Raw genomic sequence first — 16772 nt, 5'->3', positions numbered from 1 at the left:
GAGGGGAAGGGCGGGCGTTGCGCATGACGGCTGCTGGTGCCGAGAGCGCAACATGTGTGAGCTGGGTCACTCTTTAGTTTGGCCTGAACCAGTCTGGGCAGGCGCGCAGCCGGAGCGGGGCCGGTCGCACTTTCAACTATTCGATCGGGTAAGTGGCCCGAAGCCATCACGCTCCACGGCCCGCCGGCGGGGGAGGCGGGCCGTCTTGGTTCAACCCGAGAGGTGTATGTGTCCAGGCTTCAGGCCGAGCGCTTGTACAAGGTGTTCGGCAGACGACCCGATGACGCGGTGGAGAAACTCCGCCACGGAGCCGACCGGGAGGAGCTGCGCGCCGACGGCACCACAGCCGCGGTGATCGACGCCTCCTTCGAGGTCGAGCCGGGCCAGATCTTCGTCGTCATGGGTCTCTCCGGATCCGGCAAGTCCACGTTGCTGCGCATGCTCAACGGGCTGTCGGAGCCGACGGCCGGTCACGTCCGCTTCGACGGCCAGGACCTCACCGAGCTGAGCGCCCGCGAGATGCGCGAGGTGCGCTCCAAGAAGATCAGCATGGTCTTCCAGCACTTCGCGCTCTTCCCGCACCGCAGCGTCCTGGAGAACGCCGGCTACGGCCTGGAGGTGCAGGGCGTCCCGCGCGCCGAGCGCGAGAAGCGCGCCACCGAGGCGCTGGAGCTGGCAGGGCTCAAGGGCTGGGAGAAGTCCTGGCCCGACGAGCTGTCCGGCGGCATGCAGCAGCGCGTGGGCCTGGCCCGCGCGCTCGCCACCGACGCCGACCTGCTCCTCATGGACGAGTCGTTCAGCGCGCTCGACCCGCTGATCCGCCGCGACATGCAGGACCAGCTCCTGGTGCTCCAGAAGCGGCTGAAGAAGACCATCGTCTTCATCACCCACGACCTGAACGAGGCCATGCGCCTGGGCGACCAGATAGCCGTCATGCGCGACGGCCGCATCGTCCAGATCGGCACCTCCGAGGACATCCTGGTCACCCCGGCCAACGAGTACGTCGCCTCGTTCACGCAGGACGTCGACCGCTCCCGGGTCCTCACGGCGGGCGCCATCATGGCCGACCCCGAGGACGGCTTCGTGCGGGCCGACGCGCCCGCGACGGTCACCGAGGACACCCCCATCATCGAGCTGTTCACGCCCTGCTCCACCAGTGAGGCGCCGGTGGCGGTGACCGACGGGGACGGCACGCTCGTCGGGGTCGTGCCGCGCTCCCGGCTGCTCGCCGTGCTCGGCGAGCCGATGGAGTCGGAGCCCGGGTCGGAGCCGCGGGACGCGGACGCCCCCGGTGCGGACACGGCGGGCGAGAGCGCGCAGGACGGCGGCAAGAGCGTGGGCAAGGTGAGCAGCGGTGCCTAGGATTCCCTTCGGTGACTGGGTCAATGACTCGGTCGAGTGGCTCAGAACCCACATGGACTGGCTGTTCGACTTCATCAAGACCCTCTTCCAGAACATGTGGGACGGCGTCTACGACGTCCTCTCCGCCCCCGAGCCGCTGCTGATGGCGGGCATCCTCGCCGTCATCGCCTTCTGGCTGCGCGGCGTGGCCGGCGGCGTCCTGTCCTTCGCGGGCTTCGCGTTCATCGTCTCCCTCGAACTGTGGGACAACGCGATGATGACGCTGTCCCTGGTGCTCGTCTCGACCTTCGTGGCGCTGGTCATCGCGGTGCCCGTGGGCATCTGGGCGGCGCGCTCCAAGACGGTCAGCGGCATCGTCAGGCCCGTCCTCGACTTCATGCAGACGCTGCCCGCGATGATCTACCTCATCCCGGCGCTGCTGTTCTTCCGGATGGGCGCCCCCGCGGGCATCGTCGCCACGATCGTCTTCGCGCTCGCCCCCGGTGTGCGCATGACCGAGCTGGGCATCCGGCAGGTCGACAAAGAGCTGGTCGAGGCCGCCGACGCGTTCGGCACCACGCCCCGCAACACCCTCTTCCGCGTCCAGCTGCCGCTCGCGCTGCCGACGATCATGGCCGGTGTCAACCAGGTCATCATGCTGGGCCTGTCCATGGCGGCCCTGACCGGCATGGTCGGCACCCCGGGCCTCGGCGCCGACGTCAACGCGGCCATCGGCCAGCTCGACGTCGGTCTCGGCGCGGAGGCGGGCGTCTCCATCGTGATCCTCGCCATCTACCTGGACCGCGTCACCAGCGGCCTGGGCGGACAGGTCTCCCCGCTCGGCCGCCGCGCGCTCGCCAAGCTGCGGGCCGCGCAGGGCCTGAACCTGTGGAACTACCGCCCCCGGCCCGTCGTCGCGGCGGTCGGCGTCGTCGTCCTCGCGCTCGTCGCGGGCGGCATGGGCATCTTCAGCGGTGACAAGACCGAGTCCGTGGCCGACTCCGAGAACGTCGGCCAGGGCAAGGAAATCAACATCGGCTACATCAACTGGGACGAGGGCATCGCCTCCACCTTCCTCTGGAAGGAGATCCTGGAGCAGCGCGGCTTCAAGGTGAACGCCAGCCTCCTCGACGCGGGGCCGCTCTACACCTCGCTCGCCCAGGGCGACGTCGACTTCCAGACGGACTCCTGGCTGCCGACGACGCACGCCACGTACATGAAGAAGTACGGCGACAAGCTGGAGGACCTCGGGTCCTGGTACGACCAGACGTCCCTGGAGCTGACCGTCCCCGCCTACATGGACGGCGTCGACTCGCTCGCCGACCTCAAGGGCAAGGGCGACACGTTCGGCGGCAAGATCATCGGCATCGAGCCGAGCGCCGGTGAGATGCAGCTCCTGAAGAGCAAGATCCTCAAGGAGTACGGCCTCGACAAGGAGTACAAGGTCGTCGACGGCTCCACCACCGCGATGCTGTCCGAGCTGAAGGCGGCGTACGCGAAGAAGGAACCGATCGTCGTCCCGCTCTGGTCGCCGCACTGGGCGTACAACGACTTCAAGCTGAAGAAGCTCAAGGACCCGAAGGGCGCCTGGGGCAAGGGCGACGGCGTGCACTCGCTGGCGCGCAAGGGCTTCTCGGAGGAGAACCCGCGCGTCGCCGAGTGGCTGAAGGACTTCTCGATGGAGGAGAAGCAGCTCACCAGCCTCGAGGCGGAGATCAACAAGGCCGGCAAGGGCAAGCAGCAGGAAGCCGTCCGCACCTGGCTGAAGGACAACCCGAAGGTCGTCGACGAGCTGGCCCCGCTGCCGAAGAACACCGGCGGCGAGGAGAAGAAGCGTCCGCTGAAGGCCGCGTACTTCGCCTGGGACGAGAACATCGCCGTCACCAACCTGTGGAAGCGCGTCCTGGAGAAGCGCGGCTACAAGATGGAGCTGACGCCTGCTGATGTGGGCCCGGCCTACACCGGTCTCGCGCAGGGCGACATCGACCTCAACCTCGACGCCTGGCTGCCCACGGCCCAGAAGTCGTACTGGGACAAGAACAAGGCGAACCTGAAGGACCTCGGTTCCTGGTACAGCCCCACCTCCCTTGAGGTCGCCGTCCCGTCCTACGTCAAGGACGTGAAGTCGCTCGCCGACCTCAAGGGCAAGGGCGACAAGTTCAAGGGCAAGATCATCGGCATCGAGCCGGGCACCGGCGTGATGCAGGCGCTCAAGGACAAGGTCCTGCCCGGCTACGGCCTGGAGGACGAGTACGAGATCGCCGCGGGCTCCACCCCGGCGATGCTCACCGAGCTGAAGGCCGCGTATGCCAAGAAGGAGCCGATCGCGGTCCTGCTCTGGTCGCCGCACTGGGCCTACAGCGAGTACAAGCTCACCAAGCTGGAGGACCCCAAGGGCGGCTTCGGCAAGGGCAACACGATCCGCACCCTCTCCGGCAAGGACTTCCCGAGCCAGTACCCGCAGCTCACGAAGTGGCTCAAGAACTTCAAGATGAGCGAGCAGGAGCTGGCGAGCCTGGAGAACGAGATCAACAAGGCGGGCAAGAACAACGAGCCCGAGGCCGTCGACGCCTGGCTGAAGAAGAACCCGGGCTTCGAGGAGAAGATGACCTCCGCGACGTAGGTCACCCGGTCACTCCGCGAGGGGTGGGCATCGCCCTGTGGCGAAGCCCACCCCTCGCGGCGTTCCCGTGGGCCGCCCCGGCGCCTAGGGTCGACGGGGCCTGCACCCTCCGGGACAGACCCCACCGCCCACCCGCAGAACCACCGGACAGAACCACCGAACGTGAGACCCGCCGTGACCGCTCGGCAGCCGGGCACGGCCCGCCTCCACATCGCCGCCGCCCTCGCCCTGGCCGCCTCCCTGCTCGTCGCCCAGCTCGCGCGGGCCGACGCCGCCCCCGCCTCCGCTTCCACCGCCCGCCTCGCCGCGCTCGCGGAGGACGTCACCGCCGCCGACGGGCACCGCTACGACGTACGCGACCACACCGGACGCACCATGGACGCCGCGCAGATCGAGCAGGCGCAGGACGGCCGCTACCTCGCCGTCTACCACACGCTCCTGGCCGACGGCCGCTTCCACGCGGCCGTCGCCACCTCCACCGACCTGCGCCACTGGCAGCGCCGGCACGACTTCGGCCCCGGCACCCACCAGGCCTCCCTCGCCCACGACGGCCGCGGCGGCTACGTCCTCGCCGTCGAGAAGGACCCGCGCAACCACATCGCCGTACGCGCGTACGAGGATGTCGCGGCGCTGCTCACCGGCCGCGCCCGGCACTCCTTCGACGCGCCGCTCACCCTGTCGCGCTGCGCCGAGGGCACCCCCAGCATCACCGCCGTGCGCGGCGCGACCGTCCACCTCACCGGGCACTACCGCGCGGGCTGCGACACCGACCGTCAGCTGACGGCCACGCTCACCGGCTTCCGCCACTGGCACGCCGAACCCGACCGGCGGCTCGACCGGGCCGTGCGGTCCCGGGGCAACAGCGGCAACATCGGCGACCGCGCGCCGGTGGAACTCGGCGGGCGGCGGGTGGTCCTCGTGGAGGGACAGGGGCGGCGCGGGGACTTCGGGAGCTGGGCCACGTACGCCTACGATCCCCCGAGTGGACGCGCCGACCGCCTGGACATCCGCACCCACGGGGGCAGCCGCGCCTTCGCCAACCCCTCCGCCACCCTGCTGACCGGGCCGCGGGGCGCACCGGCTCTCCTCATGAGCGTGTTCGTGCCCCGTGAGGGCGCCGCCCCCGGCGAGTCAGGACAGCTGCTCTACTGGCGCGGACTCGGGACGTAGGGTCGGCGCACGGAGCTTTTCGGCACGCGCGGCGGAAGACGGGGGACGGGCGGTCCCGGCAACGGGGCAGAACCGTCCGGCGAACATGCGTAGGGTGCAGACAACCCCTCATCAGGGTTCGGAGTGGACCGATGCGCCGAAGGGAGCCGAGGCGATGGACGAGCACAAGGAGACCCTCCGGGTGGGCTCGGCCGTGCGGCGCCGCCGCCGACAGCTCGAACTGACCCTCGCCGTCGTCGCCGAGCGCAGCGGCCTCTCGGTGCCGTTCCTCAGCCAGATCGAGAACGAGCGCGCCCGGCCCAGCATGCGCTCCCTGCAACGGGTCGCCGACGCCCTGTGCACCACCGACGTGGAACTCCTCGCCGCCGCCGACCCGGCCCGCACCGTCGAGGTCGTGCGCGCCCACGACGACACCGACCTGGACCACTCCACCCCCGAGGCGCGCGTGCGGGAACTGGCGCGCGGCCACCACCAGCTGCACGCCCTGGAATTCATCGGCGACCACGACGAGGGCCGCGAATTCCAGCACCGCAACGACGAGTTGATGTACGTGATCGAGGGCGCCGTGGAGATGGAGGCGGAGGGCCGCGCCCACCGGCTCGGGCGCGGCGACTCCCTGTTCCTCACCGGTGGTGTGCGCCACCGGTGGCGGGCCACCGTGCCGGACACCCGGGTCCTGGTGGTCGCCGTCGGGGACCACATCGAGGCGGTGGACGACGGGGGGCGCTGACGTGCCGCGCCGCTCGCCGCGAGTGGTCTCCCTGGTGCCCTCGCTGACCGAGGCCGTCGCCGTCACCGTGCCGGGGGCGCTGGTCGGGGCGACCGACTGGTGCACCCACCCGGCGGACCTCGACGTCGCCCGGGTGGGCGGCACGAAGAACCCCGACGTGCCCCGGATCGCGGCCCTCGCGCCCGACCTGGTGATCGCCAACGAAGAGGAGAACCGCGCCCCCGACCTGGCGGCGCTGCGGGCGGCGGGCGTCGAGGTCCTGGTGACCGAGGTACGCACGCTGCCCCAGGCCTTCGCGGAGCTGGAGCGGGTCCTCGCGGCCTGCGGCGCGGAACGCCCCCGCTGGCTCGGCGAGGCCGAGACCGCGTGGCGGGCGCTCCCGCCCCCGGCGGCCCGGTCGAGGGCGGCCGTCCCCGTCTGGCGGCGGCCCTGGATGGTCCTCGGCCGTGACACGTTCGCGGGCGACGTCCTGGCGCGCCTCGGCGTCGACAACGCGTACGCCGCTCATGCCGAGCGCTACCCGAGGGTCGGAATCGAGGAACTGCGGAGCCCGGACCTGGACCTGCTGGTGCTGCCCGACGAGCCGTACCGCTTCACGCCCGACGACGGCCCCGAGGCGTTCCCCGAGGCCCGCGCGATCGCCCTGGTCAGCGGCCGGCACCTCACCTGGTACGGGCCCTCGCTGGCGGCGGCGCCCGCGGTGCTCAGCGCGGCGCTGCGAGCAGCGAGCCGTTGAGGAGACCGCGCAGGGTGTGCGTGAGCGCCACCGCGCAGGCGGCGACGAGGGCGGCGAAGAGACCGGTCGCGAGCCAGTCGTAGGCGGCGAGCCCGGTGTGGCGCGCGAGGCCCTCGGCCCCGGTCACACAGGTGCCGACGGGGAAGGTGAACGCCCACCAGGTCATCGCGAAGCCCATGCCGTGCCGCCGGGCGCGCAGCACCATGGCCGCCGCGAGGGCCAGCCAGAGCAGGGCGAAGCCGAGCACGGGCACTCCGTAGAGCACGGCGAAGACGAGGAAGCCGCGGTCGAGCGGGGCGGGCAGCACGCCGGGCGCGGCGTCCGCGAACTTCCCGGCGGCGGTCGTCGACTGCCCCAGGGGGCCGAGCACCAGGAAGAGCGTGGGGGTGAGGGCGGTCGGCAGCGGGCCCGCGGTCACCAGACGGGCGAAGATCACCGGCAGCATCACCAGCGTGGCGAGCAGGCTCAGGCCGAACATCGCGCAGCAGGCGTACAGCAGCGTCTGCTGCGCCTGGTCCGCGGGCAGGTGCGGGACGAGCGCCGGGCCTGCGGCGGCCGACACCATCGGCGCGACCACGGGCAGCAGCCAGACCGGCGACGCCTGGTCGGCGGTGATGCGGTGCCGGACCACCATCAGATACGGCACGACAACGGCGGCGGTGAGGCCGATGGCCGTGCCGAGGGTGAACAGGACGGCGTCGAGCGCGAGGGCCGCGCCGGAGCCCAGCCAGTCCGCGCCCACGGCCGGCGCGCCCGCGCCGACCGCGAGCAGGGCCATGGACAGACAGCCGTAGAACGGGGCGACGGCCGGGTCGAGGAGGTGGGCGCGGGCCTGGTCGCGGTGGCGGAGCCAGTGCGCGGCGCGGGCGGCGAGCAGGACGGCGAGCATCACCAGCGCGAGCGCCCAGACGGCCGTGCAGGCGGTGCGCAGCCCGGGTAGCCGGTGGGGCAGGGCGACGCCCGCGGTGGCGACGACGGCGGTGCCCATGACGCACGCGTACCAGTTGGGCCCGAGATGACGGACGCCCGGCAGGCGGACGGCGGCTTCGGGGAGCGGGCTCGGGGCCGTGGCGCGGGAGGCGGTCCGTGACGGGGGGAGGGCGGTGACCATGGCTCCACCCTCGTGCGGGGCGGGGGACGTCACCAGGAGTCACCCTCCTATGAGCACATAAGCTGGCTTTATGAGCTCGTCCCCCGTGCCGCCGTCCCGCCCCTTCGACCCCGCCTCGTCGGCTGCCTCGCTCGCCCACCGGGTGCCCGACCTCGGGGCGCTCCAGCTCCTGCTCGCCGTGGCCCGCCTCGGCAGCCTCGGGCGGGCCGCGCGGGAGCTGGGCATCACCCAGCCCGCCGCGAGCAGCAGGGTCCGCGCGATGGAGCGGCAGCTCGGCGTGGCCCTCGTCGACCGGTCGCCGCGCGGCTCGCGCCTCACCGACGCGGGGGCCCTGGTGACCGACTGGGCGGGGCGGATCGTGGAGGCCGCGGAGGCCTTCGACGCGGGGGCGCAGGCGCTGCGCGACCGGCGGGACTCGCGGCTCAGGGTGGCGGCCAGCATGACCATCGCCGAGTATCTGCTGCCGGGCTGGCTCATCGCCCTGCGCACCCAGCGGCCCGACACGGCGGTGTCGCTCCTCGCGGGCAACTCCGCCGCCGTCGCCTCCCGGCTGCTCGCGGGCGAGGCGGACCTCGGCTTCGTCGAGGGGCTCACCGTGCCGGGCGGCCTCGACGAGGTGGTCATCGCGCACGATCGCCTGGTGGTGGTGGCGGCCCCCTCGCACCCGTGGGCGCGCCGCGACAAGCCGCTCGACCCGGCCGAGCTCGCGGCCACGCCGCTGATCCTCCGCGAGGAGGGCTCCGGCACCCGCCAAGTGCTCGACGCGGCGCTCGGCGGCCTCGCCCGCCCGCTGATCGAACTCTCCTCCACCACGGCGGTCAAGGCGTCGGCGGTCAGCGGCGCGGGCCCCTCGGTGCTGAGCGAGCTGGCGGTGGGCGAGGAGCTCGCGGCCCGCCGCCTGGTGGAGATCCCCCTGCGGGACATGCGCCTGCGCAGGGAACTCAGGGCCGTCTGGCCGACGGGGCACCGCCCCGCGGGCCCGGGGCGCGACCTGCTGTCACTGACGCGCGGCGGCACCGGTACGCGCGGGGCGTGAGCGGCGGCCACCCCTCCGCCGGCTCGTCCGCGTCCTCACGGGAGGCCGGTCCGCCGCGTACGGGGGGTGCGGGCGACCGGTGCGAGGCCTCATGGCGGTCGGTGCGAGGCCTCATGGCGGTCGGCGCGCGGTCTTATGCGGCGGTAAATGCCTGGCGGCGGAAGCCGTCAGGCCCTCACCATGGACCGCATGCATCCGCTCGCGCCTCCGGCCACCGGCGTCCGCACCCCCTGGCACCAGCTCCCCGCGTCCGTGCGGGACGGGCTGGAGACCGGACTGGGGGCGGGTGTCGTGGACGCGGTGACGCAGCACGGCGGGTTCTCGCCGGGGGTCGCCGCGCGCGTGCGGCTCGCGGACGGGCGGCGCGCCTTCGTCAAGGCCGTCAGCGCCGAGACCAACGCCGCGAGCCCCCGGATGCACCGCGCCGAGGCCCGCTGCTCCGCCGCCCTGCCGGACACCGTGCCCGCGCCCCGGCTCCTCACCTCGTACGACGACGGCACCTGGGTCGCGCTCGCCTTCGAGGACGTCGATGGGCGCCAGCCGCGACTGCCGTGGCGTGCCGAGGAGTTCGGGCGGGTGCTCGACGCCGTGGACGCCCTCGGCCGCGTCCTGACGCCCGCGCCCTACGACGCCCCGTCCGTCGCCGAGGCGAAGGCCGGACACTTCCGGGGCTGGCACAAGCTGATCGAGGCGGGCGCCGAGGACGACGACCGGCTCGACCCCTGGGTCCGCGCCAACCTCCGGACGCTGGCCGGACTGGCGGAGCCCTGGGCGGAGCACGCCGCGGGGGAGACCCTCGTCCACGGCGACCTCCGCGCGGACAACATGCTGGTCACCGCCGACGGCCGGGTCGTCTTCGTCGACTGGCCGCACGCCGTGCGCGGCGCTCCCTGGCTCGACCTGCTGATCATGCTGCCGTGCGTGCGCGCCCAGGGCGGCCCCGACCCCGAGGACGTCTTCACCGCACGGCCCTCGGGACGGGCCGCCGACCCCGAGGGCGTCACCGCCGTGCTCGCCGCCCTCGCCGGATACTTCGTGCGGCAGGCCTCGCTGCCGGGACCGCCGGGGCTGCCGACCCTGCGCGCCTTCCAGGGCGCCCAGGGCACGGCCGCCGTCGCCTGGCTCAGGAAGCGGCTCTGACCAGAGCTTCCATCACCCGCGTGTCGTCGCCCATCTCCGGGTGCCACTGGACGCCGAGCGCCCACGCGGGACGGGGGAGTTCGATGGCCTCGGGGGTGCCGTCGTCGGAGTGGGCCGAGACGACGAGGTCCCTGCCGAGGCGGTCCACCGCCTGGTGGTGGTAGGTCGGGACGCCCGTGGTGGCCTCGGGGGCGATCGACGCGTAGAGGGTGCCCATGACCGGCATGACCGCGTGCGTGCCGAACGCGCCCACCTTCTCCGAGTGTCCCTCCAGGTGCTGCACCAGCGTCCCGCCCAGCGCCACGTTCATCAGCTGCATGCCCCGGCAGATGCCGAGCAGGGGCGTCCCCGACCGCAGCGCCGCGTCGATCAGGGCGAGTTCCCACGCGTCCCGCCGGTGCGCGGGCGGGCCCGTGCGCTCCTCGCGCTCGGCGCCGTAGCACGCGGGGTCGACGTCGGGGCCGCCCGCGATCACCAGGCCGTCGAGCCGGGCGACGGTTGCCGCGGCGCGCTCCGGGCCGTCCGGCGGCAGCATTGCGGCGAGGCCGCCCGCCGACTGCACCAGGAGGGGATATCCGGCGGGCAGCAGGGCCGCGGGCAGCTCCCACACCCCCCAGCTCGCCTTCTGCTCCCAGTAGGTGCTGATTCCGATCAGTGGCCTGTTCACTGCGTCCCGTCTCCTCGGATGCGTGCCGTTCCCGTGTCTACGCCCGTTCCCTGTGTCCGCGCGGCGGTCAGTCGCGTGCCAGCTCCGCCTCGGCCGCGGCAAGGGCGGCGAACTCCTCCTCGGGGGCGCGGGCCACCAGGTGCTTGCGGCTGTAGAGGCCGAAGTAGGCGATGGCGACCCCGTACACACCGAGCGCGATGAACGCCGCCGTCACGTCCACCAGGAACGTGGCGACCAGCGCCGCGCAGGCGAGGACGAGGGCGACGGAGGAGGTGAGGACGCCGCCGGGGGTGCGGTAGGGCCGTGCGAGGTCCGGCTCGCGGCGGCGCAGGACGATGTGCGAGAGCGACATCAGGGCGTAGCTGATAGTGGCGCCGAACACCGCGACGTTCAGCATCCTGGCCCCGTCCCCGGTGGCCGCCGCGAGCCCGAAGCCGATCGCGCCGGGGACGAGCAGGCCGAGGTAGGGGGCCTTGCGGCTGCTGGTGAGCGAGAGGAAGCGGGGCAGGTAGCCGGCCCGGGAGAGCGCGAAGAGCTGGCGGGAGCCCGCGTAGATGAGGGAGAAGAAGGAGGCCACCAGGCCCGCGAGCCCGGCGTAGTTGACGACGCGGCTCAGACCGGTCGCCTCGCCGTCCGGCTGCAACGCCTCGACCAGCGGGTTGCCCGCCGACTGGATGGCCGCCGAGCCGCGCGCGCCCGCCGCGGCGAAGAAGGTCAGCAGGGCGAGGAGGACCAGGATGCACAGGGACCAGCGGATCGCCTTCGGCAGCGTGCGCGCCGGGTCCTTGGTCTCCTCGGCGGCCAGCGGCACCCCTTCGACCCCGAGGAAGAACCACATGCCGAACGGGAACGCCGCCCAGATGCCGAGCAGCCCCAGCGGCAGCCACGAGTTGGCGCCGAAGGCGTCCGCGTCCACGGGGATGTCGTCGAGGCGGGAGGCGTCGAACTCCGTGAACGCGCCGACCGCGAAGACGAGCAGCGCCACCACCGCGATGCCGGTCACGACGAAGCTGAACCGCAGCGCCTCGCCGACGCCCCAGAGGTGGATGCCGATGAAGACGACGAAGCAGGCGAGGTGGACCGGCCAGCCCGAGGTCAGCCCGAAGAGGCCGAGCGACTCCACGTAGTCGCCGATGAAGATGGAGATCGCGGCGGGCGCCAGGATGTACTCGATGAGGATGGCCGTGCCGGTCAGGAAGCCGCCCAGGGGGCCGAGCGCCCGGCGCGCGAAGCCGTAGCCGCCGCCGGCCGTGGGCAGTACGGAGGAGAGCTCGGCCAGCGAGAAGACCATGCAGGCGTACATCACGCCCATCAGCGCCATGGCGATGCCGAGGCCGCCGAAGCCCCCTTCCGCGAGGCCCGAGTTCCAGCCGGAGTAGTCGCCGGAGACGACGTAGGCGACGCCGAGGCCGGTGAGCAGCACCCAGCCCGCGTTGCCCCGGCGGAGCGTCCTGCGCTCCAGGTAGTCGTCCCCGGGGCCGGCGGGGCCCGGCTCAGCGGGACGTGGTTCGGCGGGGCTCGGTCCGGAGGACTCCACGGTCATGGCACGGCTCCTAGCGGCGGCACTGCGGCGGACGACTCAATGGAACGGAGCCATACCTTTGCGGGCCCCCATGGGGGATGGCAAGACCCGTGCGCCACTCCGTCGGCGACGCGGGGCCCGTCACGCCCGCCGTGTCCGGCCGCCCCGGCGACCCTCACGTCAAGAATCCCCGCAAAAGCGCCGCCGTACCCGCGCAGTGCTCGCGCATCATCTCCCGCGCCCCGTCCGCGTCCCCGTCGAGCACCGCCTCCACGAGCGCGGTGTGCTGGCGCTGGGAGTGCTCCAGGTTCCGCACCAGCAGCGGGATGCAGTCCAGGAGGTCGTTCACGGTCGCCCGCACCGCCGCGTACTGCGCGGCCAGCGTCGGCGACCCGCACAGCTCGGCGAGCGTCAGGTGCAGCAGGGTGTCCAGGCGGCGGTACTCCGCCAGCGGCGCGTCGTGCGTGCGCGCCAGCGCGTCCCGCAGCCGGTCCGCCTGCCCCGCGTCGAGGCCGTGCGCCGCGCAGAGCCCGGCCGCGCCCACTTCGAGCACCTCGCGGAAGCGCAGCGCGTCCTCGACGTCCACGTGCGCGACCCTGCGGCGCAGTTCGTCCTCGCCGGCCGCCTCCGGTCGCCTGCGCACGAAGGTGCCGCCGTACCGCCCGCGCCGCGACTCGACGAGGCCCTGGTCCTGGAGCACCTTCAGGACCTCGCGCAGCGTGACGCGGCTGATGCCGAGGCGGTCGGCGAGCTCCCGCTCCGAGGGCAGGCGCTCGCCGCCGGGCACCAGACCGAGGCGTACCACCTGGAGGATCTGCTCCAGGGCCTCCTCGAAGCCGTTGCCGGCGCGCACCGGACGCAGCACCGGGGTCAGCCGGTCGTCGTCCCGGGTGTTCGGCGCACCCCGCGCGCCTCCCGCACTCCGCGCGTCCCCCGTGCCCCGTCCGCCCCGCGCGGGCCGGATGCCCTCTTCCGTGTGCGACATGCCCGCACCCCCTTCCCAAGCAAAGGTTCTCCGCAATACCTTATGGCCCTCGGCTGACCCAAGGAGGCTCTTCCCGTGGCAGACCGCACACCCCCGCTCGCCGTCGAGGAGCTCAAGGCCCTCGTCGCGAGCGGCGAGATCGACACTGTCGTCCTGGCCTTCCCCGACATGCAGGGGCGGCTCCAGGGCAAGCGGTTCGCCGCCCGCTTCTTCCTCGACGAGGTCCTCGAACACGGCACGGAGGGCTGCAACTACCTCCTCGCCGTCGACACGGAGATGAACACCGTCGACGGATACGCGATGTCCTCGTGGGACCGCGGCTACGGCGACTTCGCCATGCACGCCGACCCCGCCACCCTGCGCCGGGTCCCCTGGAACGAGGGGACGGCGATGCTCATCGCGGACCTCGCCTGGAACGACGGCTCGCCCGTGGTCGCCGCGCCGCGCCAGATCCTGCGCCGCCAGCTCGACCGCCTCGCCGGACTCGGCCTCACCGCCCATGTGGGCACCGAGCTGGAGTTCATCGTCTTCAAGGACACCTACGAGCAGGCGTGGGACGCCGGGTACAAGGGCCTGACCCCGGCCAACCAGTACAACATCGACTACTCGGTCCTCGGCACCGGACGCGTCGAACCCCTCCTGCGCCGCATCCGCAACGAGATGGCGGCGGCCGGCCTCGTCGTGGAGTCCGCCAAGGGCGAGTGCAACCCCGGCCAGCACGAGATCGTGTTCCGCTACGACGAAGCCCTCGTCACCTGCGACCAGCACGCCATATACAAGACCGGCGCCAAGGAGATCGCGGCCCAGGAGGGCGTCTCGCTCACCTTCATGGCCAAGTTCAACGAGCGCGAGGGCAACTCCTGCCACATCCACCTCTCGCTCCAGGACGCCGACGGCGCCAACGCCATGGCGGGCACCGCGGACGACCCATGGGGGTCCCCCCTGCTCGAGCGGAGCCGAGAGCTTGGGGGAGGCATGTCGCCCCTCATGCGGCACTTCCTCGCGGGCCAGCTCGCCGCGCTGCGCGACTTCTCCCTGCTCTACGCGCCCCACATCAACTCCTACAAGCGGTTCAGGCCGGGCTCCTTCGCCCCCACCGCCGTCGCCTGGGGCCAGGACAACCGCACCTGCGCCCTGCGCGTCGTCGGCCACGGCCGCTCCCTGCGCTTCGAGAACCGGCTGCCCGGCGGCGACGTGAACCCCTACCTCGCGGTCGCCGGCCTCGTCGCGGCCGGCCTGTACGGCGTGGAGCAGCAGCTCGAACTGCCCGAGGAGTGCACGGGCAACGCCTATGCCGGTGAGTACGCGCACGTCCCCACCACCCTGCGCGAGGCCGCCGAGCTCTGGGACAACAGCCCCATCGCGAAGGCCGCCTTCGGCGACGAGGTCGTCGCGCACTACCGCAACATGGCGCGGGTCGAGCTGGACGCCTTCGACTCCGCGGTGACCGACTGGGAGCTCCGCCGCTCCTTCGAACGCATGTGAGAGGTGAGGAACACCGTGCTGCAGGTACTCAATCCGGCGACCGAAGAGGTCGTCGCGACCATCCCCGCCGCCACCGCGCAGGACGTCGACGTCGCCGTCGCCCGTGCCGCGTGGGCCCAGGAACGGTGGGCCGCCGCAGCCCCCGCCGACCGGGCCAGGCTCCTGCGCCGCTTCGCCGCCCGGGTCGACGACCACCTCGAGGACCTGGCGCGCCTGGAGGTGCGCGAGGCGGGCCACCTCATCGGCAACGCCCGCTGGGAGGCAGGCAACGTCCGCGACCTCCTCGACTTCTCGGCCGGGGGAGCCGAGCGGCTGAGCGGCCGGCAGATCCCCGTACCCGGCGGCCTGAACGTCACCGTCCTCGAACCCCTCGGCGTCGTGGGCGTCATCGCCCCGTGGAACTTCCCGATGCCGATCGCCGCGTGGGGCACGGCCCCCGCCCTCGCGGCGGGCAACGCGGTGATCCTCAAACCGGCCGAGACGACGCCGCTCACCGCGCTGCGCCTCGCCGAACTCGCCCTGGAGGCGGGCCTTCCCGAAGGCCTCTTCCAGGTGCTGCCCGGTGACGGCGGCGTCGCCGGCGCGGCGCTGGTCGAGCACCCCGGCGTGGCCAAGATCGTGTTCACCGGCTCCACCCGCGTCGGCAAGCAGATCATGGCCGGGTGCGCGGACCGGGTGAAGCGGCTGACCCTCGAACTCGGCGGCAAGAGCCCGAACATCGTCTTCGCCGACGCCGACGTGGAGGCGGCGGCCCTCGCCACGCCCATGTCGTACCTGGACAACTCCGGCCAGGACTGCTGCGCCCGCACCCGCGTCCTGGTGCAGCGCTCGGTGTACGACCGCTTCGTGGAGATCGTGGCGCCCGCGGTCGAGTCCGTCGTCGTGGGCGACCCGTCCGACGAGAAGACCCAGATGGGTCCGCTGATCTCCCGGACCCAGCTCGACCGCGTCCGGTCCTACGTCACCCCCGGCGACGGCATCCACGGCACGGCCCCGGAAGGTCCCGGCTTCTGGTTCCCGCCGACGCTGCTCACCGACGTCGACCCCGCGGCCCCGGTGGCGACGGAGGAGGTCTTCGGCCCCGTCGCCGTCGTCATCCCCTTCGACGACGAGGCCGACGCCGTACGTCTGGCCAACGCCACCGACTACGGCCTCTCCGGCTCCATCTGGACCCGTGACGTGGGCCGAGCGCTCCGCGTCTCGCAGGCGGTCAGGGCGGGGAACCTGTCCGTCAACTCGCACTCCAGCGTCCGCTACTGGACCCCCTTCGGCGGCTACAAGCAGTCCGGCCTCGGCCGCGAGCTCGGCCCGGACGCCCTGCACGCCTTCACGGAGACCAAGAACGTCTTCATCAGCACCGAGCAGCCCGAGAACACCGAGAACACCGAGCAGACCGAGCAGACCGAGCGCGCCGAGACCACGGAGGCCTGAGCCACATGACCGACCAGACCATCTGCCGCCGCCTGGTGGGCCGCACCGCCGTCATCACCGGCGCCGGCAGCGGCATCGGGCTCGCCACGGCGCGCCGCCTCGCCTCCGAGGGCGCCCACGTCGTCTGCGGCGACATCGACGAGGCCGCGGGCAAGAAGGCCGCCGAGGAGGTCGGCGGGCTCTTCGTCCGGGTCGACGTCACCGACGCCGAGCAGGTCGACGCCCTCTTCAAGGCGGCCTTCGACACCTACGGCTCCGTCGACGTCGCCTTCAACAACGCGGGCATCTCACCGCCCGACGACGACTCCATCCTCGACACCGGCATCGAGGCATGGAAGCGCGTCCAGGAGGTCAACCTCACCTCCGTCTACCTGTGCTGCAAGGCGGCCATCCCCTACATGCGCCGCCAGGGCAAGGGCTCCATCATCAACACCGCCTCGTTCGTGGCGCGGATGGGCGCCGCGACCTCGCAGATCTCCTACACCGCGTCCAAGGGCGGCGTCCTCGCCATGTCCCGCGAACTCGGCGTGCAGTTCGCCCGCGAGGGCATCCGCGTCAACGCGCTCTGCCCGGGGCCGGTCAACACCCCGCTGCTCCAGGAGCTGTTCGCCAAGGACCCCGAGCGCGCCGCGCGCCGCCTCGTGCACATCCCGGTGGGCCGCTTCGCCGAGGCCGACGAGCTGGCCGCCGCGGTGGCGTTCCTCGCCAGCGACGACTCCTCGTTCGTCAACGCCACCGACTTCCTCGTGGACGGCGGCATCTCCGGGGCGTACGTGACCCCGCTGTAGCCGGAGA

14 protein-coding genes are annotated in these 16772 nt (G+C 72.6%); 10 read left to right on the top strand and 4 right to left on the bottom strand.

Annotated features, from left to right (window positions below; translation table 11 throughout):
- Positions 1-228: 228 nt before the first annotated feature.
- The 5 genes from DCW30_RS20685 to DCW30_RS20665 all read left to right on the top strand — a co-directional run bounded on the left by DCW30_RS20685 (position 229) and on the right by DCW30_RS20665 (position 6600).
- Entirely contained in the window at positions 229-1362 is a 1134-nt protein-coding gene (locus DCW30_RS20685) for a quaternary amine ABC transporter ATP-binding protein (protein WP_076689512.1), read from the top strand.
- Positions 1355-3964 (top strand): ABC transporter permease/substrate binding protein, encoded by a 2610-nt coding sequence (locus DCW30_RS20680; RefSeq protein ID WP_076687045.1) that lies wholly within the window; start codon positions 1355-1357, stop codon positions 3962-3964. The genes DCW30_RS20685 and DCW30_RS20680 overlap by 8 nt, the downstream gene beginning before the upstream one ends.
- 174 nt (positions 3965-4138) lie before the next feature.
- Positions 4139-5134 carry a hypothetical protein gene (locus DCW30_RS20675; RefSeq protein ID WP_076687046.1) on the top strand — a complete coding sequence of 332 codons (996 nt, stop codon included), beginning with the start codon at positions 4139-4141 and terminating at the stop codon, positions 5132-5134.
- Positions 5135-5288: 154 nt separating this feature from the next.
- A complete protein-coding gene (locus DCW30_RS20670; RefSeq protein ID WP_062780067.1) occupies positions 5289-5864 on the top strand; it encodes a helix-turn-helix domain-containing protein in 576 nt (191 codons plus the stop codon).
- Position 5865: 1 nt separating this feature from the next.
- On the top strand, positions 5866-6600 hold the full coding sequence (locus tag DCW30_RS20665; RefSeq protein ID WP_076687047.1) for a helical backbone metal receptor: 735 nt from the start codon (positions 5866-5868) through the stop codon (positions 6598-6600).
- On the opposite strand, the gene DCW30_RS20660 is transcribed toward DCW30_RS20665, so the two are convergent.
- Positions 6569-7711, bottom strand: a complete 1143-nt coding sequence (locus DCW30_RS20660; protein ID WP_076687048.1) for a TDT family transporter — start codon at positions 7709-7711, stop codon at positions 6569-6571. The two genes, DCW30_RS20665 and DCW30_RS20660, sit on opposite strands and share 32 nt — an antisense overlap.
- A gap of 70 nt (positions 7712-7781) precedes the next feature.
- Between DCW30_RS20660 and DCW30_RS20655 the strand changes: the two genes are divergently transcribed.
- Positions 7782-8747, top strand: coding sequence for a LysR family transcriptional regulator (locus DCW30_RS20655; protein ID WP_076687049.1), 966 nt, complete (start codon positions 7782-7784; stop codon positions 8745-8747).
- 189 nt (positions 8748-8936) lie between these two features.
- Positions 8937-9887 (top strand): phosphotransferase family protein, encoded by a 951-nt coding sequence (locus tag DCW30_RS20650; RefSeq protein WP_076689514.1) that lies wholly within the window; start codon positions 8937-8939, stop codon positions 9885-9887.
- On the opposite strand, the gene DCW30_RS20645 is transcribed toward DCW30_RS20650, so the two are convergent.
- The 3 genes from DCW30_RS20645 to DCW30_RS20635 all read right to left on the bottom strand — a co-directional run bounded on the left by DCW30_RS20645 (position 9871) and on the right by DCW30_RS20635 (position 13061).
- Positions 9871-10554 carry a gamma-glutamyl-gamma-aminobutyrate hydrolase family protein gene (locus DCW30_RS20645; RefSeq protein ID WP_076687050.1) on the bottom strand — a complete coding sequence of 228 codons (684 nt, stop codon included), beginning with the start codon at positions 10552-10554 and terminating at the stop codon, positions 9871-9873. The genes DCW30_RS20650 and DCW30_RS20645 overlap by 17 nt on opposite strands.
- A 67-nt stretch (positions 10555-10621) precedes the next feature.
- Entirely contained in the window at positions 10622-12097 is a 1476-nt protein-coding gene (gene eat / locus DCW30_RS20640) for an ethanolamine permease (protein ID WP_076687051.1), read from the bottom strand.
- A gap of 154 nt (positions 12098-12251) precedes the next feature.
- Positions 12252-13061 carry a FadR/GntR family transcriptional regulator gene (locus DCW30_RS20635; protein ID WP_232626636.1) on the bottom strand — a complete coding sequence of 270 codons (810 nt, stop codon included), beginning with the start codon at positions 13059-13061 and terminating at the stop codon, positions 12252-12254.
- Positions 13062-13136: 75 nt separating this feature from the next.
- On the opposite strand from DCW30_RS20635, the gene DCW30_RS20630 reads away from it, so the two are divergent.
- Genes DCW30_RS20630 through DCW30_RS20620 form a run of 3 tightly spaced genes read left to right on the top strand, consistent with a single transcriptional unit; the run spans position 13137 to position 16765 of the window.
- Positions 13137-14546, top strand: coding sequence for a glutamine synthetase family protein (locus DCW30_RS20630; RefSeq protein ID WP_076687052.1), 1410 nt, complete (start codon positions 13137-13139; stop codon positions 14544-14546).
- Positions 14547-14561: 15 nt separating this feature from the next.
- On the top strand, positions 14562-15977 hold the full coding sequence (locus DCW30_RS20625; protein WP_079250188.1) for an aldehyde dehydrogenase family protein: 1416 nt from the start codon (positions 14562-14564) through the stop codon (positions 15975-15977).
- A 5-nt stretch (positions 15978-15982) separates the two neighbouring features.
- Positions 15983-16765, top strand: coding sequence for a 3-oxoacyl-ACP reductase (locus tag DCW30_RS20620; protein ID WP_062780074.1), 783 nt, complete (start codon positions 15983-15985; stop codon positions 16763-16765).
- Positions 16766-16772: the final 7 nt, after the last annotated feature.

It is taken from the genome of Streptomyces alfalfae (assembly GCF_004127445.1).
Lineage (GTDB): Bacteria > Actinomycetota > Actinomycetes > Streptomycetales > Streptomycetaceae > Streptomyces > Streptomyces alfalfae.
This window is presented reverse-complemented; position numbering and strand designations above follow the sequence as displayed.

Excerpts from the sequence above, each read along its gene's own strand:
- DCW30_RS20635 (WP_232626636.1), bottom strand. The coding sequence starts at position 13,061 with ATGTCGCACACGGAAGAGGGCATCCGGCCCGCGCGGGGCGGACGGGGC.
- DCW30_RS20620 (WP_062780074.1), top strand. The coding sequence starts at position 15,983 with ATGACCGACCAGACCATCTGCCGCCGCCTGGTGGGCCGCACCGCCGTC.
- DCW30_RS20650 (WP_076689514.1), top strand. The coding sequence starts at position 8,937 with ATGCATCCGCTCGCGCCTCCGGCCACCGGCGTCCGCACCCCCTGGCAC.
- DCW30_RS20655 (WP_076687049.1), top strand. The coding sequence starts at position 7,782 with ATGAGCTCGTCCCCCGTGCCGCCGTCCCGCCCCTTCGACCCCGCCTCG.
- eat (WP_076687051.1), bottom strand. The coding sequence starts at position 12,097 with ATGACCGTGGAGTCCTCCGGACCGAGCCCCGCCGAACCACGTCCCGCT.
- DCW30_RS20670 (WP_062780067.1), top strand. The coding sequence starts at position 5,289 with ATGGACGAGCACAAGGAGACCCTCCGGGTGGGCTCGGCCGTGCGGCGC.
- DCW30_RS20660 (WP_076687048.1), bottom strand. The coding sequence starts at position 7,711 with ATGGTCACCGCCCTCCCCCCGTCACGGACCGCCTCCCGCGCCACGGCC.